The 21,047-nt window shown below is 39.4% G+C and carries 16 protein-coding genes; 11 read left to right on the top strand and 5 right to left on the bottom strand.

Annotated elements, in window-relative coordinates; translation table 11 throughout:
• Window positions 1-29 precede the first annotated feature (29 nt).
• Complete coding sequence (locus ACS5PU_RS18325; protein WP_439460612.1) at window positions 30-887, top strand: glycoside hydrolase family 16 protein; 858 nt, start codon at window positions 30-32, stop codon at window positions 885-887.
• Window positions 888-1,028: 141 nt separating this feature from the next.
• Here the strand turns inward: ACS5PU_RS18325 and ACS5PU_RS18330 are convergent, their stop codons facing one another.
• The gene (locus ACS5PU_RS18330) at window positions 1,029-1,559 is read right to left on the bottom strand and encodes an OmpA family protein (RefSeq protein WP_439460613.1); all 531 of its coding nucleotides are present in this window, start codon (window positions 1,557-1,559) and stop codon (window positions 1,029-1,031) included.
• Window positions 1,560-1,709: 150 nt separating this feature from the next.
• Complete coding sequence (locus tag ACS5PU_RS18335; protein ID WP_439460614.1) at window positions 1,710-2,408, bottom strand: NUDIX hydrolase; 699 nt, start codon at window positions 2,406-2,408, stop codon at window positions 1,710-1,712.
• Between the two features lie 162 nt (window positions 2,409-2,570).
• Here ACS5PU_RS18335 and ACS5PU_RS18340 point away from each other — a divergent pair, with 162 nt between their 5' ends.
• The 3 genes from ACS5PU_RS18340 to ACS5PU_RS18350 are packed head-to-tail and all read left to right on the top strand — an operon-like array spanning window position 2,571 to window position 6,510.
• Complete coding sequence (locus ACS5PU_RS18340; protein WP_439460615.1) at window positions 2,571-3,632, top strand: UDP-glucose--hexose-1-phosphate uridylyltransferase; 1,062 nt, start codon at window positions 2,571-2,573, stop codon at window positions 3,630-3,632.
• An 11-nt stretch (window positions 3,633-3,643) separates the two neighbouring features.
• Window positions 3,644-4,795 (top strand): galactokinase, encoded by a 1,152-nt coding sequence (locus ACS5PU_RS18345; protein WP_439460616.1) that lies wholly within the window; start codon window positions 3,644-3,646, stop codon window positions 4,793-4,795.
• A gap of 38 nt (window positions 4,796-4,833) precedes the next feature.
• Window positions 4,834-6,510 (top strand): sodium/sugar symporter, encoded by a 1,677-nt coding sequence (locus ACS5PU_RS18350; protein ID WP_439460617.1) that lies wholly within the window; start codon window positions 4,834-4,836, stop codon window positions 6,508-6,510.
• 738 nt (window positions 6,511-7,248) lie between these two features.
• On the opposite strand, the gene ACS5PU_RS18355 is transcribed toward ACS5PU_RS18350, so the two are convergent.
• Window positions 7,249-7,563 (bottom strand): RNA recognition motif domain-containing protein, encoded by a 315-nt coding sequence (locus ACS5PU_RS18355; RefSeq protein WP_439460618.1) that lies wholly within the window; start codon window positions 7,561-7,563, stop codon window positions 7,249-7,251.
• A gap of 217 nt (window positions 7,564-7,780) precedes the next feature.
• Between ACS5PU_RS18355 and ACS5PU_RS18360 the strand changes: the two genes are divergently transcribed.
• From ACS5PU_RS18360 to ACS5PU_RS18385, 6 genes are all read left to right on the top strand, one after another.
• Window positions 7,781-9,766, top strand: a complete 1,986-nt coding sequence (locus ACS5PU_RS18360) for a sialate O-acetylesterase (protein ID WP_439460619.1) — start codon at window positions 7,781-7,783, stop codon at window positions 9,764-9,766.
• A gap of 123 nt (window positions 9,767-9,889) precedes the next feature.
• Window positions 9,890-10,282, top strand: coding sequence for a nuclear transport factor 2 family protein (locus ACS5PU_RS18365; RefSeq protein ID WP_439460620.1), 393 nt, complete (start codon window positions 9,890-9,892; stop codon window positions 10,280-10,282).
• A gap of 349 nt (window positions 10,283-10,631) precedes the next feature.
• Complete coding sequence (locus ACS5PU_RS18370; RefSeq protein WP_439460621.1) at window positions 10,632-13,145, top strand: beta-L-arabinofuranosidase domain-containing protein; 2,514 nt, start codon at window positions 10,632-10,634, stop codon at window positions 13,143-13,145.
• Window positions 13,146-13,218: 73 nt separating this feature from the next.
• Entirely contained in the window at window positions 13,219-14,082 is an 864-nt protein-coding gene (locus ACS5PU_RS18375) for an OmpA family protein (protein ID WP_439460622.1), read from the top strand.
• A gap of 120 nt (window positions 14,083-14,202) precedes the next feature.
• Window positions 14,203-17,658: a TraB/GumN family protein gene (locus tag ACS5PU_RS18380; RefSeq protein WP_439460623.1), complete on the top strand. Its 3,456-nt coding sequence runs from the start codon at window positions 14,203-14,205 to the stop codon at window positions 17,656-17,658.
• A gap of 99 nt (window positions 17,659-17,757) precedes the next feature.
• A complete protein-coding gene (locus ACS5PU_RS18385; protein WP_439460624.1) occupies window positions 17,758-18,339 on the top strand; it encodes an HPP family protein in 582 nt (193 codons plus the stop codon).
• 57 nt (window positions 18,340-18,396) lie between these two features.
• On the opposite strand, the gene ACS5PU_RS18390 is transcribed toward ACS5PU_RS18385, so the two are convergent.
• The gene (locus ACS5PU_RS18390) at window positions 18,397-18,600 is read right to left on the bottom strand and encodes a DUF3606 domain-containing protein (RefSeq protein ID WP_439460625.1); all 204 of its coding nucleotides are present in this window, start codon (window positions 18,598-18,600) and stop codon (window positions 18,397-18,399) included.
• Between the two features lie 321 nt (window positions 18,601-18,921).
• Between ACS5PU_RS18390 and ACS5PU_RS18395 the strand changes: the two genes are divergently transcribed.
• A complete protein-coding gene (locus ACS5PU_RS18395; RefSeq protein WP_439460626.1) occupies window positions 18,922-19,137 on the top strand; it encodes a hypothetical protein in 216 nt (71 codons plus the stop codon).
• A gap of 26 nt (window positions 19,138-19,163) precedes the next feature.
• Here ACS5PU_RS18395 and ACS5PU_RS18400 read toward each other — a convergent pair whose 3' ends face one another.
• Window positions 19,164-21,011 carry an ATP-binding protein gene (locus ACS5PU_RS18400; RefSeq protein ID WP_439460627.1) on the bottom strand — a complete coding sequence of 616 codons (1,848 nt, stop codon included), beginning with the start codon at window positions 21,009-21,011 and terminating at the stop codon, window positions 19,164-19,166.
• Window positions 21,012-21,047: the final 36 nt, after the last annotated feature.

Consider the following 21,047-nt stretch of genomic DNA (forward strand, 5'->3'; position numbering starts at 1 on the left):
ATATTAATTTAGTAGCTATAAAACTTCATATGCAAAATAGAATTCAAGCCTACCTCATTTTGTTGTTATCCATTTTCCTCCAATCCTGTGCGCTAAAAAAGCAGCAAAATTTCGCCAATGCTTACACCGCAGAGGGTTACCATTTGGTTTGGAGCGACGAATTTAATGAGAACGGCTTACCAAATGCTGCCAACTGGACTTACGAAAAAGGTTTTGTGCGCAATGAAGAATTACAATGGTACCAGGCTGAAAATGCTTTTTGTAAAGCTGGTAAACTAATTATCGAAGCGCGGAAAGAACAAAAGCCTAATCCATTATACGTTGCAGGAAGTAAAGACTGGCGCAAAAAGCCTCAAAATATCGAATATACTTCGGCCTGTATCATTACCAAAGATTTGCAAAGCTGGCAATACGGTCGTTTCGAAATGAAAGCTAAAATAGATATATCAGCAGGTTTGTGGCCCGCATTCTGGACGTTAGGCCTAAAAGGACGCTGGCCGGCCAATGGCGAAATTGATATAATGGAATATTACAGAGGGAAATTACTCGCCAACATTGCCAGTATGGGTAAAAACGATAAACCCAAATGGTTTAGCAATACCAAATCAACCGATTCGCTTGGTGGCAAAAAGTGGGCAGCCAAATTTCATGTATGGCGCATGGACTGGGATGAGCAAGCCATTAGTTTGTTTGTTGATGGTATGCTGCTGAATAAAACTTTGCTCAGTCAGCTCGATAACGAAAATGGTACGGATTTCCATCCTTTTAAACAGCAACATTACATCTTGTTCGATTTGGCGATGGGCGGTATGAACGGGGGCGATTTAATGGATACAAAATTTCCCAACAGAATGGAAGTTGATTATGTTAGGGTTTATCAGAAATAACTAAATAAAAAAGAGTCGTCATTTCGGCTGGAGTGCAACGGAGTCGAGAACCACGCAGTGCTCAGCGAAGCTAAATCTATGTTGATTAGATCTCTCCATTTCGCGGTGCTCCAGTCGGGATGACGACTTTTCTAAAATATTTTAATTCTGAACTTTAATTTCAGTTCTTCTGTTCAGTATTCTTCCTTCCTCACTATTGTTGGTGCTGATCGGCTCTTTTTCGCCATGACCCACAATGGTAAAATGATCGCCTTTTAAACCTGCATTTACGAAGTAAGATTTTACTGCATTTGCACGGTCGATAGAAAGTTGCATATTGTGTTCAGGTGTACCTTCTGCCGATGAATGTCCGTTTAGGATAAACTTGGTATCAGGGGCTTTTTTCATTTCTGCCACAGCTTTATCCAAAATAGAAAAAGAAGAGGTTTTTAACACAAACGAATTGAATTCGAACTGGATATTATCGAGGTTAAAATTAGGTTTTTCTACCGGTGCTGGTTGTTCTGGCGCTTTCTCTGGTGCAGGTGCTGGTTTTTTCTCTTCAACAGGTACAGGTTTTTCTACCGGTGCCGGAGCAGGTTTGGCTGCCAGTTTTTTCGTTTTACACGAATACATGGTAAGGCTTAACGATGCAATGAGCGCAGAAAATAAAAGGTTCTTGGTAATGTTCATGTTTTAAGATTAATTTAAGTTTATTGTGTGTTTTGTTGCCAAACATACTAATAAATTGATTATAGCTATAACGATGATTTTTAAAAGAACTTATGCTTCCTGTAGCAAAGGGGCAAAAAATCGGGCATGTAAATGCCCTTTTTGAAGCCATTAAACTTTTAAATTGGGTATTAAGTTTAAGAAAGCCTGTGCGTTGGCACTATATTTCTTTTTATCCAGTTTAAAATAAAATGCACCTTTTTTTGAACCGGTTTTATCCTTTTCGGCCAGTTTAATCAACAATCCTGTAGAGGTAATTTTACGGCTAAAATTGCGTGTATCGATTTTGGTATCGTTCACCTCTTCAAAAAGGATATGCAACTGCGGGATGGTGAATTTTTTAGGCAGCATCTCGAACAGGATAGGGTGGAGGGCAGCTTTGTACCTCAGTTTTTTCCGGGCATCGGCAACCATCTCGTTATGGTCGAAAATGAGTTTAGGCCTATCATTGATCAAAAACCATTCGGCCTCATAGTCATCATTTAGCTGCGCTTCGTACTTATGTATATCTATCAGCGCAAAATAACCCACAGAAAGTGTTCTTTCTATCGGATCGCGCTTCGGTTCGCCATAAATCTGCAGCTGCTCCAAATAAACACCTTCCAGACCGGTCATTTTTTTTAATACCCTGTTTGCTGCATCGTCAGGGCTTTCATCAGGACCAACAAAACCACCCATTAAACTCCACTTGTTTATTTCGGGCTCTAAACCCCTTTTAACAAGCAAAATCTTCAGGTGTTCGCCATCAAATCCAAATACTATACAATCAACAGCAACGAGGTAGTGCGGCTGTCCGGAATATTCAATCATTTTTTTAATCGGGTTTTGAACGGTTAATATGTTCAAATTTTTACGAATATAAAAATTATTATTAATTGTCGTTTTGACAATTAATAATAATTTTATAATTTGGCGGCTTAGATGGGCAAAGCTATGCTGGCTTTGTTATGCTAACCATTTATAAATTATAAGATGAACCAAACATTCGAACTCGACAATAATCCGCACACCCGGTTAAATATTTTAACAGGAGAGTGGGTTTTAGTTTCCCCACACCGCACCAAAAGGCCATGGCAAGGTAAAGTAGAAGATATTACGCCAGATAACCGCCCTGAATACGATCCTAAATGTTATTTGTGCCCCGGAAACGGTCGTGCAGATGGCGATACCAATCCTGAATATACCGAAAGCTTCGTTTTTAATAACGATTTTGCTGCTTTGTTGTCCGATACGCCTGCTGGTCATATGAACGAAGATGACCTGTTGGTTGCCAATAACCAAAGAGGGCTTTGCAGGGTAATCAGTTTTAGTCCTAAGCACAACCTTACCTTACCAGAAATGAGTGTGGAGGCCATAACCGCAGTGGTAAATGTTTGGCAGAAAGAATTTAACAGCCTGGCAGAAAACGAATGGATCAAATACATTCAGATTTTCGAAAACAAAGGCGAAATAATGGGTTGCAGCAATCCGCACCCGCATGGTCAAATCTGGTCGCAGAGCGATATTCCGCTCGAAATTGCCAAAGAAACCGAGCGCCAAAAAACATATTACGCCATACACAGAAGAAGTTTGTTGGGCGATTATCTTAAAATTGAGCAGAAAAAGAAAGAACGCATCATATTTGAAAACGATCATTTTGTAGTACTTGTTCCTTTTTGGGCAGTATGGCCTTACGAAACCATGATTGTAAGTAAACGCCATGTAAACAGCATCAAATTATTTACCGAACAGGAGAAGAAATCGTTGGCAGAAGCCATTAAAATGCTAACCACCAAATACGATAACCTTTTCGAAACCTCATTTCCATATTCAGCAGGTATGCACCAGGCGCCCGTGAATAACGGTTATTATCCAGAGTGGCACTGGCATATGCACTTTTATCCGCCGTTGCTGCGTTCGGCTACAGTTAAAAAATTTATGGTAGGTTACGAAATGCTTGCCAATCCTCAACGCGATATTACGCCCGAGTTTGCCGCGCAAAGATTGAGGGAAATGTCTACACAACACTATAAAACCAGCAAAGCTGAAGATTAAATTCTGAAATAATGAATGCACAACAGTTAAAAAATACTTTTAAAAAGCTTTTCAATGCCGAGCCAATTTTAGTCCGCTCGCCGGGAAGGATCAATATAATAGGCGAGCATACCGATTATAATGGCGGTTTTGTAATGCCAGCAGCTATTGATAAAGCTATTTATGTAGCCATATCAAAGCGCCAAGACGATGAAATTCACCTGTTTTCAGAAAGTTATCAGCAATTTGATATCTCATCGATCAACAACTTAAAAAAATCAGAGAACAGCTGGGCCAACTACATTTTAGGCGTTGCCGATCAATTGAAAGAAAGAGGTTACAGTTTAGGTGGCTTCAATTTTTATATCGACGGCGATGTACCGCTAGGTGCCGGTTTATCTTCATCGGCAGCAGTAGAATGTGCCACTGGCTTTGCATTAGATCAGCTTTTTTCCCTTTCTGTTCCGAAAATGGACATTGCGCTGATTGCGCAAAAGGCAGAACAGACTTTTGCCGGCGTTAACTGTGGCATTATGGATCAGTTTGCATCAGTGTTCGGCAAGAAAGACCAGGCCATTATGCTCGACTGCAGGTCAATGAAATACATTTACATCCCTTTAAAACTGGATGGATATAAGCTTTTACTTTTAAACACCAATGTAAAACATGCACTTGCGGATTCGGCCTACAACAAAAGAAGGGCTCAGTGCGAGCAGGGGGTAGCTTGGGTAAAAGAGCATTATCCAAATGTAAATACCCTGCGTGATGTGGATTTATCAATGCTCGATGCACATGTTAAGCCGAAGGATTTGGATGTGTATAACAAATGCCGTTTCGTAATCGAAGAAATTGGCCGCTTACTTACCGCTGCAGAACAATTGGAAAATGGCAATTTACCAGGCTTGGGCAAGCTGATGTTCGAAACACACGAAGGTTTGAGCAAAGATTATGAAGTAAGCTGTAAAGAACTCGATTTCTTGGTTGAAGCCGTTAAGCCTTTAGATGATGTGCTAGGCGCCCGGATGATGGGCGGTGGCTTTGGTGGATGTACCATCAACATTGTTAAAGAAGATAAAATTGCCGGTTTAATAGAAGAGCTTGCCAATAAATATCAATTGCAGTTCGGCCTTAAACTTGATGCCTACACGGTGCAAACCGATAACGGAACCAGCCTGTACAATTAAATTTAAATAACCTAAGGTATACTAACCAAAATAAATCAATGAAGAACAATTTATTAGACACGAAAGATTACATTGTATTTGCCGTGTATTTCGTAATTGTAGCAGCTTACGGGCTCTATATTTATAACAAGAAAAAGTCAGAATCAACAGGTTCTAAAGATTATTTTCTTGCTGAAGGATCTTTAACCTGGTGGGCCATCGGTGCATCGTTAATTGCATCAAATATCTCTGCCGAGCAGTTTATCGGCATGAGCGGATCGGGCTTTAAAATGGGATTGGCCATTGCCACTTACGAGTGGATGGGGGCCGCAACCTTGGTTGTGGTTGCAGTTTTCTTTATTCCGGTGTACCTCAAAAATAAGATTGCCACCATGCCGCAGTTTCTGCACCAGCGTTATAACGGTACTGTAGCTATGATTATGGCGGTGTTCTGGTTATTGCTTTATGTAGTGGTTAACCTAACTTCAATCCTGTATTTAGGCGCTTTGGCGGTAAGCAGTATTTCTGGTTTCGATTTAAGTTTCTGTATGTATGCCATTGCCGGTTTTGCCATTATTATTACGCTGGGCGGTATGAAGGTAATTGGATATACCGATGTGATACAGGTGTTTTTCTTAATTCTTGGGGGTTTGGCCACAACTTACCTGGCATTAAACCTGGTTTCTACACACTACGGTACTACAGGTATTTTTGAAGGCTATAGTTTAATGACTTCAAAAGCATCTGAGCATTTCCACATGATCTTAAAACCAGATAACGAAAATTATATCGATTTACCGGGCTTAAGTGTGCTTGTAGGTGGTATGTGGATTGTGAACTTAAACTATTGGGGCTGTAACCAGTACATTACGCAACGTGCTTTAGGTGCCAATTTGGAAACTGCCCGTGGTGGTATCCTCTTCGCAGCTTTCTTAAAACTATTAATGCCAATTATTGTGGTATTGCCAGGTATTGCCGCTTATGTATTGTATAAAGATGGGGCTTTCCAATCAGAAATGATCCAAGGAGGTTCAGTAAATCCAGATCGTGCTTATCCAGTATTGTTAAACTTGCTTCCAGCGGGATTAAAAGGCTTATCATTTGCCGCCCTAACTGCTGCAGTAGTAGCATCGTTAGCTGGTAAAGCCAATAGTATAGCAACCATTTTTACATTAGATATTTATAAGAAAGTATTAAAAGTTGATGCTTCAGAAAAAAATCTGGTAACCACCGGAAAAATCTCTATTGTGGTAGCCATGATTCTTGGGGTGTTGATTGCACCGCACTTGGGTATCGATAAAAAAGGTGGTTTCCAATATATCCAGGAGTATACCGGTTTTGTATCGCCTGGTATATTTGCCATGTTTATTCTGGGCTTTTTCTGGAAAAGAACAACTTCTAGTGCCGCGTTATTTGCAACGATTGGTGGTTTTGCGCTGTCAATTGTACTTAAGTTCTTACCTAATGTAGCTGATCTTTCTTGGTTATCAGGAATGGGATTCTCGGTTAAAAATGCGGCGGGCGTTTATGAAATTCCATTTTTAGATAGAATGGGCTTTGTATTTGTATTCTGTATCATTGGTATGTACATCATCAGTATGTTCAGCAATAAAGCAGAGGCAGAAGCTAAAGGCCTTGCCATTGATGCAAAAATGTTCAAAACAACAACAGGTTTTGCCGTTGGTGCCTTATTGGTGCTCGGTTTACTGGTAGCTTTATATAGCGTTTATTGGTAAGCAATCATATGTAAAATTCAAAAGGGATAAAATCGCAAGATTTTATCCCTTTTTTTATGTCGTAACAGTACCCATGTGCAAGGTAAAATGTATGATGGACGATGGAGGCCCAGCCTTAATGATTTTAATTTCTTAATGGTAAAAGGATGTGCAAGGTAAAATGTATGATGTAAGATAGATGCCCAGTCTTAATGATCTTAATTTCTTAATGGTAAGAGGATGTGCAAGGTAAAATGTATGATGTAAGATAGATGCCCAACCTTAATGATCTTAATTTCTTAATGGTAAGAGGATGTGCAAGGTAAAATGTATGATGTAAGATAGATGCCCAACCTTAATGATCTTAATTTCTTAATGGTAAGAGGATTTAAAAGGATGTGCAAGGTAAAATGGACGATGGACGATGGAGGCCCAGCCTTAATGATTTTAATTTCTTAATGGTAAAAGGATGTGCAAGGTAAAATGTATGATGTAAGATAGATGCCCAGTCTTAATGATCTTAATTTCTTAATGGTAAGAGGATGTGCAAGGTAAAATGTATGATGTAAGATAGATGCCCAACCTTAACGATCTTAATCCCTTAATGGTAAAAGGATGTGCAAGGTAAAATGTATGGTGTAAGATAGATGCCCAACCTTAATGATCTTAATTTCTTAATGGTAAGAGGATTTAAAAGGTAAAATGTGAGATGTAAGATAGATGCCCCAAACCTTAACTACCTTAATCAATACCCTGTAGTTAACGCTGTAACCTCGGTCTCTTACTTTTAAAAGGCTGATTGGTTTTTGGCTTCACGGTTTTGGCTGTATTTTCTTCTTCCGAAATTTTTACGGTAATAATATTGCCCTTAAAAGATTCTCCATTTAAGGTAGATACAATGTTTTTGGCATCAGGAAGGCTGAAGATCTCTAAAAATGCATAGCCTTTACATTTTCCTGTAGCCCTATCGCGAACAATTTTAATTGTTTCAACTCTGCCATGAAGGCTAACAAATATGGCCAGATCCATCTCTTGGATATTATCAGGAAGGCCGCCTATAAAAATCTTAACCATTAATTCTGCTGTTTTAAGAACATACGATCGACTTGATATCGAATTCAGAAATGTTCTTTTGGAGCTGCAAAATAAGAAAAATGATGTTCTTATTCAAACTAATTAATTAAAATTTGTCATGTTTCTCCTATTAATTTGCATTAGCCAACCCCACATATTGGTGTTGATAGATAGAAAATGTACATTCGCTTTCTAATCATCAAAAAATACCAAATATATGAGTCTCCCGAAGTTAAAAACATCAATATTTATCGCATTATTGATATTTAGTTCACAGTTATTACAGGCTAAGGTAATATTGCCTTCTGTTTTTAGCGATAACATGGTTTTACAGCAGAAAACAAATGCAGCCATTTGGGGTAAAACCGATCCTGGTAAAGCGGTTAAGATAACTGTATCGTGGAATAAAATTAATTACGGTGCCATTGCAGATGCCAGTGGAAACTGGAAAATTAAAGTCGCTACACCAAGTTTCGGCGGACCATATACCGTTACCATCTCTGATGGAGAAACACTTGTTTTAAATAATGTGCTTATTGGCGATGTTTGGGTTTGCTCTGGCCAATCCAATATGGAAATGCCTTTGGCCGGTTGGGGTAAAATACTCAATTATGAAAAAGAAATTGCTGAGGCTAAATTTCCCAGTATCCGTTTGCTACAGGCAGAACATATAACCAGTAATGTTCCTTTAAACAATGCGAAAGTTACCAATGGCGGCTGGCAAGAGTGTAACCCAAAATATATTGCCGAATTTTCATCCACCGCCTATTTCTTTGCACGCGAAATTTATGAAAAAACCAAAATCCCTATCGGTTTAATCCATACTTCGTGGGGCGGTACCATTGCAGAAGCCTGGACAAGCGCAGAATCTTTAGCAAAAATGACTGATTTTGCAGCAGCTGTTGAGAAAATAAAAGCATCAGCCAAAAATCCATCTACAACATCGTACGAAGAAAAGGTTCAGAATTGGGTTAAAATTACCACAGATAAAGATTCTGGTAATTTTAATGGTCAACCGAAATGGGCGCTTACCGATGCCAGTGGATGGAAAACTATGGGCTTGCCAATTTTATGGGAAGATGCAGCGCTTAAAAACTTTGATGGAGTAGTATGGTTTACCAAAAAAATCACTATCCCCGAAAATTGGAAAAAGAACGGGGTTAAACTGAGCTTGGGCACCATTGATGATAACGACATTACCTATGTAAACGGCGTAAAAGTTGGCGAAACCGTAGGTTACAATGTAGAACGAACCTATGTTTTACCTGCAGACATATTAAAAGCTGGAGAAAATACCATTACAGTAAGGGTTTTTGATAGTGGTGGCGGCGGTGGTATATATGGCGAGACCAAAAATTTAAACCTGATAAATGTTTCGGGTGAGAAAATTTCCTTAGCAGGCGACTGGAACTATAAAGTGGGACTGGATTTTAAAAACATTGAAGCCAGACCCTACGAAGAAAACGGACCAAACAGACCTACAGTTTTGTATAATGCCATGATTCATCCCTTTCTTCAATTTTCAATCAAAGGGGCAATTTGGTACCAGGGAGAAAGTAATGCCGATAGAGCTTACCAATACCGCGAACTTTTCCCGAGCATGATTAAAGATTGGCGTCAAAAATGGGGGCAGGGCGATTTTCCATTCTATTTTGTTCAATTGGCTAATTTTATGCAGGTAGATAACGAACCGGTTCCATCTGCTTGGGCCGAACTCAGGGAAGCTCAGGCTAAAACACTTGCTTTACCAAATACAGGCATGGCCACCATTATCGATATTGGCGATGCGAAGGATATACACCCAAAAAACAAACAGGAAGTAGGACGCAGGCTGGCTTTAATTGCCTTGGCTAAAAACTATGGCGAAAAAATAAACTTTTCAGGCCCGGTTTATCAATCACAAAAAGTAGAAGGAAAAGAAATCCGCTTAACTTTTACCAATATCCAAAATGGATTAAAAACAGTTAATGGCGAAGAACTTAAAGGTTTCGCTATTGCAGGCGCCGATAAGAAATTTTATTGGGCAAAGGCAACTGTTCAGGGCAATCAAATTGTAGTGAGCAGCCAGCAGGTAGCCAACCCGGTAGCTGTCCGCTATGCATGGGGCAATAACCCTGTTTCCAATCTGGTTAGTACGGATGGTTTGCCGGCATCTCCGTTTAGAACCGATACCTGGCAGGGGATAACTTTTGGTAAAAAATAAAGCTTCGGTATTTTTAAGAAATTTGTGCAATGTGTGTGATGAAATCCGTGTAATTCAGGCAATATTGAAAGTGTCTAAATTTTTTGTGGCTTACTTTCTATTTTTACTGCCTAACCGGAAATTATGCCAAATACTTTGTCCGATCAGGAAACCATTCTCCTGATCGCAGATCTTGAAGAAAAGTTACTCGATGGATTTAAAAAAACAGATCTTGGAACATTAGATTTATTATTTGCCGACGGAATGATTTTTCACGATCAATATGGAAATGTACTGGATAAAGAAATGGATATGGATGCGTATAGGAAAGGCCTCGTGCAGATCAACAAAATCAATGTATCTAAGCGTGAAATACGTGTTTTCGGCTCCATTGTAGTGGTTTCTGCAAGTCTGTTTATCAAAGGAAACTATTCCGATATACTGCTTAACGGTAAATATCAATGGCTTAGGGTTTGGGCGAAAGTGCAGAACGATTGGAAAGTAATTTCAGCAAGCTGTACCATCATTCCTGCCTAATTTACGGGCCTAAAATAAGAACGGGAGATAAGCCCTTAAGCTATCCCCCGGTTCTAAATTAACGCTCTCTAGAACTAAGGTATAACTAATCCCCACTTTTTCCAAAATGCATCTGGCAGTTGTACTGCTCTATCGCACAGCCCTGGGCACAATTTTTCCAATATCAGCACTCAATTGTAAACTTAACACCTATAAGTTGTAAACCTGTTGTGCCCGTTTCAAGTTTCCTTTTCCTAAAACCTGCTCATTATTTGCCTTCAAATTATTTTAAATAGTCTTACTAAATCGTTTTAATATTCCTTCCATATTTGTTAGTTTTATAAAAAATATCTAACCAATAGCCCTTTTTATGAAAAGAATAGTAAAACCACTTTTTTTCTTAGTTTCCTGTCTATCTACCCATACCTTGTGTGCGCAAAATTTAAACGAATTTAATAAGCTTCCGTTAAAACAGGATGTTTATGTACAACTGCCAATCGGGAGCATCAAGGCCAAAGGTTGGCTCTTAAAACAATTGGAGCAACAAAGAGATGGCGCAACCGGCATGGCAGAAGAACTATATCCAGAAAAAGATAATTTGGGCAAAAACTCCGACTGGCTGGGAGGCGATGGAAACGGGTGGGAGCGGGTACCCTATTATGTAAAAGGATTGGTTGCCCTGGCTTATACTTTGGATGATGCCGCGCTAAAGGCCAAAGCACAAAAATATATCGATTGGACTTTAAACAACCAGCAGCCTAACGGATTGTTCGGCCCTGTTAAAATGAAAGACTGGTGGCCGCGTATGCCAATGATGTACGCCTTGCAAAGCTATTACGAAGCCACTAATGATAAAAGGGTTATTCCTTTTCTAACTAAATATTTTAAATATGAACTGGCAAATCTCGATGCCGATCCGCTGAAAGAGTGGGGCAAATCAAGGGCTGGCGATAATATGGAGATTGCCATCTGGCTTTACAATAAAACTGGAGATCAGGATCTCCTAAAACTGGTCGAAAAACTAAAACAACAGGCCTACCCTTGGATTGACATTTACAGCAACAATGAATTTTATTTTTATGGAGATGATTTTCAGCCAAAGCATATGGTAAATGTAGCCCAGGCCTTAAAATTTCCGGTGGTGTATGCACAGCTGCATGATGTAGCTGCCAACCGCGATGCACTTTTAAAGGGAATTAATCACATCATGCACGATCATGGTCAGCCCGAAGGGTTAGGCTCCGGAACCGAGTTTCTCGCGGGTACAAGCAGCATCGAAGGTGTAGAAACCTGTACGGTGGTAGAATGGATGCAGAGTTTAGAAACTGCAGCCAAGGTTATCCACCAGGCGACAATAGGCGATCAACTGGAAAAAATAGCTTTTAACGCACTCCCTGCACAGTTTAGCCGCGATTTTAAAAACCATTCTTATTATACCCTTCCCAATCAGGTACAAAGTGTACATGGCGAACATGGCTTTAACCAGGATTATGGCTCAGGAATAGTGTCTAGTCCATATTCGGGTTATGGATGCTGCCGCTATAACATGCACATGGGATGGCCTTATTTTGTTAAGAACAGCGTGGTAGCTACGCCCGATAAAGGATTGGCAATGATTACCTATGGGCCAATGGAAGTAACCACAACTGTTAACGGAAAGGACCAGGTAAAGATTATAGAAAGCACCAATTACCCTTTCGAAGAAAAGATCAGTTTAAAAATAGTTCTTCCGGCTGCAACTGCTTTCCCTTTAACCTTGAGGATTCCAACATGGGCAGATCAACCAAGTATTAAGTTAAACGGAATTGCTTTAAAAGGTTTAAAAGCCGGCGAAATGTTTAAAATTGAACGTCAGTGGAAAAACAACGATGTGCTGGAACTAAACTTCCCAATGAAAATTAGCATGGAGCAGCAGGTAAACAATTCGGTTAGCGTAACCCGTGGTCCAATGGTGTATGCACTCGAAATCAAAGCGGCCAATAAGGTTACCAAAAATCATAGTGTAGCTGGATTTACCGATTACGAAATCCGACCCGAATCGGCTTGGAACTACGGATTATCTTTAAAAAACGGCAATCTAAACAATAGTATCAAGGTTGTTAAATCGGCCATGCCTGCAAATCCATTCATTGCGGCTACTTCGCCGGTTAAATTAAAAGTGCAGGCCAGAAAAATCCCATCGTGGGATTTAGGCTATAATCAGGTTGCTGCTTTCGACGTTCCTTTTAGCCCCGTTGCCTCTACAGAAAGCGATGAAGAAGTTACCTTAGTGCCTTACGGATCTGAAAATATCCGTTTAAGCTGCTTCCCGGTAATCGGTATTCCTAAAAAAGTGAACAAAAGTTTGATCGAAAATTTCGATCAGGGAATGGCTTCCAACTGGGTTTTTTACGGCGGTGGCTGGTTTTGGAAAGATGGCGAGGTAAATTCCGCATCAAATGCTGGTTCAGGCGGTTATGGCATAAATGGTTCTAAATATGTGGCCAACGGAACTGATTTTAAAGACTTTACCTTTCAGGCCGATATCCGGATCAATACAGCTGGCGATGCCGGTTTAATGTTCAGGGTAGCTCATCCGGCCATTGGTCCTGATGCCTACGAGGGCTATTATGTAGGTTTGAACCCACTAAACAAAACCGTTCAGCTGGGCAAGGCTGCCAATCAAAAATGGACGGTAATCAGTACTGAAAAATATCCTGTTGAAATGAACAAAATGTATACTTTAAAAATAGTGGCCAAAGGCGATAAATTCGATATTTTTATAAACGGATCGGCTAAATCTGTTCTATCTGCTACCGATGGCCAGTACCAATCGGGCAGTATTGGATTAAGGGCTTACAAAGCATTGGCCAGCTTCGATTCAGTAAAGATTAACGCTTTTTAACACCCGTTTGGGCTTAGGTTAAACATTGCGGCAAGAAATTTGTTAAGGTATTATCGATAAAAAAAATAAGATTATGAAATTATACAAATCAATCCCAATAATGCTCTTTACCCTGGCACTTGCTGCTGGCTGCGTAAGCAATAAAAAATATGCCGAACTTCAGGATACCTATGCTAAGCTAAGGGAAAGAAACCAGGAGTTAAGTAATAAATACCAGGATAGCCAACGCGAATTAAGCGGTACTACAAGTAGGGTAAAAAGTTTGGAGGAGCAAATCGCTTCAGAAAAAGCCAATGTAGTTGCCTTACAGGATGCCCTAAATAAATGTTTGAATTCAAGCAACCAAGGAAATGTTAACATCTCTAAACTGGTTGATGAGATTAACAGCTCTAACAAATACATTAAACAGCTTATCAATGCGAAAAACAAAAGCGATTCACTTAATATGGTGTTAACCAATAATTTAACCCGTTCTTTAAGCAGGGAAGAATTGGGCGATGTAGATGTACAGGTGCTTAAAGGCGTGGTATACATCTCATTGGCAGATAATATGCTTTATAAATCAGGTAGTTACGAAGTTTCTGATAAAGCTGGCGAAACATTAAGTAAAATTGCCAAAATTATTAAAGATTACGATACTTACGATGTGCTGATTGAAGGTAACACCGATAATGTGCCTATCGCACAGACCAATATCCGCAACAACTGGGATCTGAGTGCCCTTCGTGCTTCATCAGTAGTACAGGTGCTGCAAACCAAATATGCAGTAGATCCTAAGCGCTTAACAGCAGGTGGACGTGGTGAGTTTAACCCAGTTGCCGATAACAATACGCCAGGGGGTAAAGCGAAAAACAGACGTACGCAGATTATCATCACGCCTAAATTAGATCAGTTTATGGATCTGATCGGTAAAGCTCCAGAACAATCGCAGAAATAATTGCGCATAATAAATTAAGAAAAAAGCAGCCACTCGGCTGCTTTTTTTGCGTATAAATATTTTACTTCTTGTTTTGAAAATCATTATCTTGTGAGCTGATTTTTAAACGCTCAATTCTTTATGAAACCTTCTTTCTCTTTTGGGGTTCACTCAAAAGCTTTCTCACTGGTCTTTGTCCTCTTCTTTATCGTATTCAGCAGTTTTTCGCAAGAAAAGAAACCCAGTTACAATTTATTATGGAAAATTAGTGGCAAAGGCTTAGCCAAACCATCTTATCTTTTCGGATCAATGCATGTTAAAGATAAACGTGCCTTTAATTTTAGCGATTCGGTAATGAAAGCTATAGCAGCCAGCGATGGTTTTGTTTTGGAAGTACATCCCGATTCTTTGATTAGATCCATATTCGATAGTGCGGTTCAAAAAGACAATAAAAGAAAAATTACCAACCTGATAACCGCCGAACAAACGGCAGAGCTGATTAAAAGGTTTGAAGCCCAAAATGGTTATACCCCTGATTCTGCCCTGCTCGATAATCCTGTTCTGGTTGCCTCGCTAATGAAGCATAAGGAAGCTAAAAAAGACGATATGCAAACTTTTGTCGATGCTTACTTATACGGAATGGCCCGGACGATGAAAAAGAAGATCTATGGATTGGAAAAACCACAGGATCAGGTTAATCTATTGTATGGCAGCGACGAAAAGATTGCAAGTTTATTCGATGTTGATGAAGAAGCCGAAAATGAAAACCTCGAAAAAATGGTCAGCATGTATGCAAAAGGTAACCTCGAAGCAATTTCAGCGTATTTAAACAGCGAAAGCGAAGTGTACCTCAACATCAACGCCCGTAATAAAGTAATGGCAGATGGCATACTGAAAATGATCAGATCAAATACTGTTTTTGTTGCGGTAGGTGCTGCGCATTTGCCTGGCGAACAAGGTGTTATCAATCTTTTAAAAAAGCAGGGATATACTTTACAGCCCGTTAAAGCCGATTTTACTGGAGTGGCCAAAACTTTTAAAATCGATTACTCCAAAATGGATTGGGTAAAGCACAGAGATGTGGTTAATAATTTTGAAGCCGAATTTCCGGCACAGCCGTTTGTAAGCAAGCAGATCATAAGTACGGCGGTAACCTCATCCGATCTGGTAACCAATGTTTTGTATACCATTAATACAACCTATACCGGACCGCTTGTAAATATGACACCGATACAATATCTGGATACCGTTTTAACAGCTTATCAAAAAAAAGGGACCAGATTGATCAGCAAAAAGGCCGAAAACCGCTTTGGCGGAACAGGCTTCGATATCGAAATGGAGGTGAACAATAAATTTACAAGATCCATCCTCATCCATAAAAACAGTACTTTTTACATTATTAACGTAGAAAATGAACAGAATAACCTCCACGAAGCTTTTGTAGAGAAATTCTTTTCTTCCTTTAAAATTACCGATCCCGTAACCGCAAAGAATGGCAGTTGGTTAGATTACAAGCACAGCGTTGGTGGCTTTAGTTTAAAAATTCCTATGCAGCCCGAAGAAGTAATAAAAGAAGTTCCAAATCCAGCTTACACTGCCTTCCCCTATATCATGAACATTTACACCATGCTGGATAAGGTTAATTTTGTAAGCTATCTGTTCAAATACAACGATTTTCCAGAGGGAATGTACCTGGCCGATAAAGCTACCGTGTTTGATGGTACCATTAGTCAGCTGCAAAAAAGCGGTAAAATAGTAGATGGCCCCTTAACTATCTATAAAAACGGACTGGAGGGCAGGGAAGTAGGCTTGCTTTTGCAGGGTACCTATATGAAAGTGCAGGTTTTTTTAAGGGGTAACCGTACTTACCTTCTGATGAAACAGAACCAGGTGAGTGCCGATAAACCCAAAGATGATGAGTTTTTTAGCTCTTTTAAACTGGAAAAATATGCAGAGGGCAAAAGCGCATCGCACCCTATAGAAGATATACAGGTTTTTACGCCTGGCAAGCCCAATGCCGTAGAGCCAAATAACGAAAAAGATTATACCTCAATAATAGCCGATAACAACACGTATTACTCGCTTAATAAAAACACAGGGGGACTGTACATGATCGAAACAGGCAATTTGAGTAAGTACTTCAAAGCTGCTGATATGGATTCCGTTTATCTGGCAATGATCAATAAGATAAAGAAAGAAAAAGATACCATACATAAAATTGAAAATGCAATGGTAGGTACGGCTAAGGCAAAAGTATTTACCTACACCGATAGCGCTGCAGGTATGCTTAGAAAAGCGAAGATGTGGATTAATGGTGGCCGTTTTTATTATCAGGGCCTCATGGCTACCAATGAAGAGCTGGAAGGTAAACAGGCTACCGAATTTTTCAACGCTGTAAGCACTATAGTTGCGCCAAAACCTTTCGATATCAAGGCTTCGAAGGCTAAACAGTTGTTCGATGACCTGAAAAGTAAAGATTCGCTGGTGTTTAAGCCTGCTTTTGGGGCATTATCTTACTACGAATTCGATAAAACAGAAGTTCCATTGATGATTTCGGCACTCAACTTAAAGTATGCAGATGATACCCTAAACAATGGCACGCGGGTAAAACTGATCAGGGAGCTGAGCGCACTACAGAAAGAAAAATGCATTCCGCTTTTAAAAGAACTATTTGCAGATACCAAAAACACAGATATTATCCGGTCAAGAGCACTTACCGAAGTGGTTAACTTAGACAGCAACCAATACGATTGGTATTTGAAAAATTTATCAGATGGCAAAGCACTCCAATTAGAGAGTTACTGGTCTATCTTCAGACCGTTAAAAGATTCGCTTGGTTATGTAGCTAAGCATTTCGATCAGGTGTTAGCCCTAAAGGATAAGGCACCTTACCGCAGTAACATATTAGGCCTTGTAGCCGATATGGTTGATAGTGAAGAACCAGCATACCTTGCGCAGGTTAAAAGCAATAAAGAAAAGATTTCGGCAGGCGCCATGGCCGATTTAGCTGCCTATTTGGCCGATAAGCAGAATAATTTTCCAACTTTGGTTTATTCTTATCTCGATATTTTGCCCATACTCGATCTGCCTAAATTGACCGATGCATTTACCCAAAAAATAATTGCAGATACCGTTCCTTATCTGGTTACCCAGGCAATGGTTGCCAGGATAAAAGCAAATCTGCCGCTCAATCAGAAACTGCTTAGCGCACAATTGGATAGTTTATCCAGTAGGTACGATATTTTGCTGGCTTACGATGCCAAACAGAGCCTGGATCTTGTTCCGGCCAAATACAAAAGCCAGGAAGAAATTGCCAAAGTACTGCTATATAACTATGCGGGCGAGGAGCAAGACTATCCAAACAGCATTACCCTATTGGATAAGGTAGTTAAAGATGGAAAAACCTATTATGTTTTTGAGTTTACAAGTGGAGAAGGGGAAGAAAAAAGCAGCTATGTTGGGGTTTGTGGGCCATTTGATGACAAAAGCAATAAAATTAACTTTAAAGAATACTATTGCAACAGCGATTTCGAACCAAAAGACGAAAACTGGCGAGAGAAGGCTAAAACATTGATAGCTCAAATAGAAGAAGAATAACTGATGAGAAAGGGCTGCCGAGAGGTTAGCCCTTTTTTTTGCTGTACAATAGCACAAGTAGTATAATTTATTAATTTTGCGCTCCCTATCTGGTAGATCATGAGAAAAAGAATAAGGAGGCACTTACGAACCGCTAAGTATATTGTTTATAAAGAAACGCTAATCGATTTTAAAGAGCATTTTTGGACTTTCGTGGGGGCATTTTTAGGTATTGCTATAATTGGTCTGCTTAACTCGAAATATTTTACCGCTAACGATAATCTCTTTCTCATTGGCTCCTTTGGGGCATCATCAGTACTCATTTACGGCATTATAAATAGCCCTCTGGCACAACCGCGTAATTTAATCGGTGGCCATTTTCTTTGCGCGCTGGTTGGGGTAACCATACACAAGCTCATTCCAAACGAACCATGGCTGTCTTCTTCACTTTCAGTCGCACTTTCTATTGTTGTGATGCAGATTACCAAAACTTTACACCCTCCGGGTGGGGCAACTGCGCTTATTGCCAATATAGGTTCTGCGAAAATTCAGGCATTGGGTTACCTGTATGTTTTTAGTCCTGTATTATCTGGAGCCTGTATTTTATTGCTGGTTGCAATTTTTGTCAACAACAGAACTTCGCACAGAAGCTATCCAATAAATAAAAATTGGTATAGGGTGTGGCACAGATACCGCCGTTAAAACTTTGTTGAATTATGGCGGTAAGTTAATTTTGAAAAATTATTTAATCCCTGAAAATTAGTCGATACAGACAGTTTTTTGCTTCTGTTTGTTTAAATACGCAACGATTTGAGTCAAGGTTATGCATCTTGTAGCCCTAACAGCCGATTTTAATGCTTCTGAGCTTACGCCTAATCGCTTGGCCCAGTAGTTTCTATCAGTTTCTTCAGATAATAAGATGATTTCTTCTTTAATGCTCGGGGTTTGGTTGAGATTTTCCATAATTGGGATGATTAATTCAGTAATAACACGCACAAGCTCGATTTGCGTTGTAAAAATAATTCTTTTTATTCATAATAACAAGCTGTAAGACAGTTATTTGATTTTTTTTATTGAAGCTTTTTTTGAACTGAAAAAAAATATTTTGATAATTGTCAAACCTGTCAAAATGATCACATTGAGTTTTTGATAACGTTAATTCGATTTAGTAATGCTTACAATAAATTAATAGAGCTTCTCGTTGTGCAAAAAATAGTGATTATGTATTTTTTATGATACAATATTTACCTATAATTGCCCATTATTTATAAAAAATATTTCTTTATGGGCGACAAGAGGAGGGGGGAAGTAATTCATATTGACTATGAATCGGGCTTAGGGACCATCATTGATGAAAACTGCCAGGATATTCATTTTCAGTTAGATGATGTTTCTAACCAAATAAAAATAAAATCGAAAGTAATTTTTGAAATCGAATTGGGCCAACAGGGCTTAGCAGCTGTTAAAGTAGCACTCGAAAATATCGAAGTTAATGTTTAGCCGGACGTTGGCCAGGAATGAAAACGCTAATTATCTATCGGCAAACTGAAGTAAAAAGTAGAGCCTTCACCAACCTTGCTCTCTACCCATATTTGTCCATAATGACGCGCTATTACTTCTGCACAGATGTATAAGCCAACGCCGAAGCCTGCAATTGTTTTGGTGCTTGGGCTATCTACGCGGAAAAAGCGTTCAAAAAGTTTAGGAATGTCGCTCTCTTTAATCCCAATACCTTCATCCTCTACCGCAACAATTACCCTGCCTTTTTTTCTTTCACACTTAATCGCAATCAAAGAGTCTTTTTTCGAGTATTTGGCGGCATTGCCGATCAGGTTGTTCATTACATTGGCAATTTTCTCCATATCGGCATTAACGATAATCTCTTCTTCCCCAATTACCTGTATAAAGTGGCTAGGTAAAACCTGCTGACTTTCTTCCGCGATTGTTTTGAGTAGGTTTACCAGATCGAAATCGGTTTTGTTCAGTAAAATCTTACCCGATTCGAGCAGGGATACATTCAGGAAACCATCTATCATCAACGACATTCTCCTCAACTGAAGATTTACCTTACCCAACGTTTCAATCGTGAAATGGTCGCTACTTCCTTTCGATTTGTATTGCAACAGTTGTATGTAGGCACTTAATGAGGTTAAAGGCGTTTTAAGCTCATGGCTAACCATCCCGATAAAATCGTTCTTCCTGATCTCGTCATGCTTATGTTCGGTAATGTCCAAAACAGCTCCGGCAATGTATACCGCTTTCCCTTCCTTGTTATAATAAGCCTTGCCGGCAGTTCTTAACCATTTTGTTTTGCTTGGAACACCGCTCACATTAATCTGATATTCGATATTAAATGCTGTTTTATTGTGTAATGCTTTGCGTATACTGCTTGTGAGGTAATCGAGATCGTCTTTTAAAATAAGGCCTTTGGCTTCTTCAAGTCCTAACCTGTAATTGTCTAATTCGTATATCTGTTGCGCACGTTCAGAAAGAAGTACCTTTTTTGTACCCAAATCTACATTCCAAGAACCCATTTCTGAGGCATCCATGGCCAGCTTCAGGATATCTTTTGCCTTTAAGAGCTCATTTTTGAAGTTCACTTCCTCCGTTATATCCTTAATAATGGCTAAAATACGGGTTACTTCATTTTTGTCGTTTTTTAGTGGCTGGTACATGGCCACAAAATAGCCCTTTGCTACAGGGGTAGAAATTTTTAATTCGTTGAGCGTTAAAGGCTGCCCGGTTTTAAATATTTCTTTTACCCGTTTAATAATTGCTTTTTGATGTTCCAGTTCAGGTCTGGCTACTTCTTGCGCAATGCCGATTACTTCTTTTCTGGTTTTGCCCCAGAGTTTTAAAATATTATCGTTTGCATATTCTGTTATCAAATCTGTGCCCCTTAGTACGCACATGCCCAAGGGAGCCTGTTCAAAAAATCCCCTAAACCGCGATTCGCTTTCAGAAAGTTCCAATAAAATGTGCTCCAGGTTATCTTCATTCATCGGGATTTCGCGCAACGAACAAATGATATATTCTATGGGCTGATCGTTCTGCACCACAGGAGAAAATTCGAGTTCCCATTTTACATTGGGCGAATTGGAATATATAGGATGGATAACCAGGCTGGTGGTATTCCGGCCCGAACTAATTTCCTGTATCGTTTCAATCAATAAATCCCTTTCCTTATCAGATAATAAACTAGGGATAATGTCTACATCATAAAATTTTAATTTCCCTCCAATTCGTTCTATCAAAGCCTGATAAGCATCATTATGTTCTACAACCACAAGGGCTGGCTTTATTTTAAAGATGATTATGGGATTTTTAGCATGTTTTAATAAAGCTTTTAGGAATGAAGAGGCTAAATCTATCATAAATCTGGGTTGACACTTATTCAAATATAATCTATC

Source organism: Pedobacter sp. GSP4, assembly GCF_051857575.1.
Lineage (GTDB): Bacteria > Bacteroidota > Bacteroidia > Sphingobacteriales > Sphingobacteriaceae > Pedobacter.

Excerpts from the sequence above, each read along its gene's own strand:
- ACS5PU_RS18325 (WP_439460612.1), top strand. The coding sequence starts at position 30 with ATGCAAAATAGAATTCAAGCCTACCTCATTTTGTTGTTATCCATTTTC.
- ACS5PU_RS18330 (WP_439460613.1), bottom strand. The coding sequence starts at position 1,559 with ATGAACATTACCAAGAACCTTTTATTTTCTGCGCTCATTGCATCGTTA.
- ACS5PU_RS18335 (WP_439460614.1), bottom strand. The coding sequence starts at position 2,408 with ATGATTGAATATTCCGGACAGCCGCACTACCTCGTTGCTGTTGATTGT.
- ACS5PU_RS18340 (WP_439460615.1), top strand. The coding sequence starts at position 2,571 with ATGAACCAAACATTCGAACTCGACAATAATCCGCACACCCGGTTAAAT.
- ACS5PU_RS18345 (WP_439460616.1), top strand. The coding sequence starts at position 3,644 with ATGAATGCACAACAGTTAAAAAATACTTTTAAAAAGCTTTTCAATGCC.
- ACS5PU_RS18350 (WP_439460617.1), top strand. The coding sequence starts at position 4,834 with ATGAAGAACAATTTATTAGACACGAAAGATTACATTGTATTTGCCGTG.
- ACS5PU_RS18355 (WP_439460618.1), bottom strand. The coding sequence starts at position 7,563 with ATGGTTAAGATTTTTATAGGCGGCCTTCCTGATAATATCCAAGAGATG.
- ACS5PU_RS18360 (WP_439460619.1), top strand. The coding sequence starts at position 7,781 with ATGAGTCTCCCGAAGTTAAAAACATCAATATTTATCGCATTATTGATA.
- ACS5PU_RS18365 (WP_439460620.1), top strand. The coding sequence starts at position 9,890 with ATGCCAAATACTTTGTCCGATCAGGAAACCATTCTCCTGATCGCAGAT.
- ACS5PU_RS18370 (WP_439460621.1), top strand. The coding sequence starts at position 10,632 with ATGAAAAGAATAGTAAAACCACTTTTTTTCTTAGTTTCCTGTCTATCT.
- ACS5PU_RS18375 (WP_439460622.1), top strand. The coding sequence starts at position 13,219 with ATGAAATTATACAAATCAATCCCAATAATGCTCTTTACCCTGGCACTT.
- ACS5PU_RS18380 (WP_439460623.1), top strand. The coding sequence starts at position 14,203 with ATGAAACCTTCTTTCTCTTTTGGGGTTCACTCAAAAGCTTTCTCACTG.
- ACS5PU_RS18385 (WP_439460624.1), top strand. The coding sequence starts at position 17,758 with ATGAGAAAAAGAATAAGGAGGCACTTACGAACCGCTAAGTATATTGTT.
- ACS5PU_RS18390 (WP_439460625.1), bottom strand. The coding sequence starts at position 18,600 with ATGGAAAATCTCAACCAAACCCCGAGCATTAAAGAAGAAATCATCTTA.
- ACS5PU_RS18395 (WP_439460626.1), top strand. The coding sequence starts at position 18,922 with ATGGGCGACAAGAGGAGGGGGGAAGTAATTCATATTGACTATGAATCG.
- ACS5PU_RS18400 (WP_439460627.1), bottom strand. The coding sequence starts at position 21,011 with ATGATAGATTTAGCCTCTTCATTCCTAAAAGCTTTATTAAAACATGCT.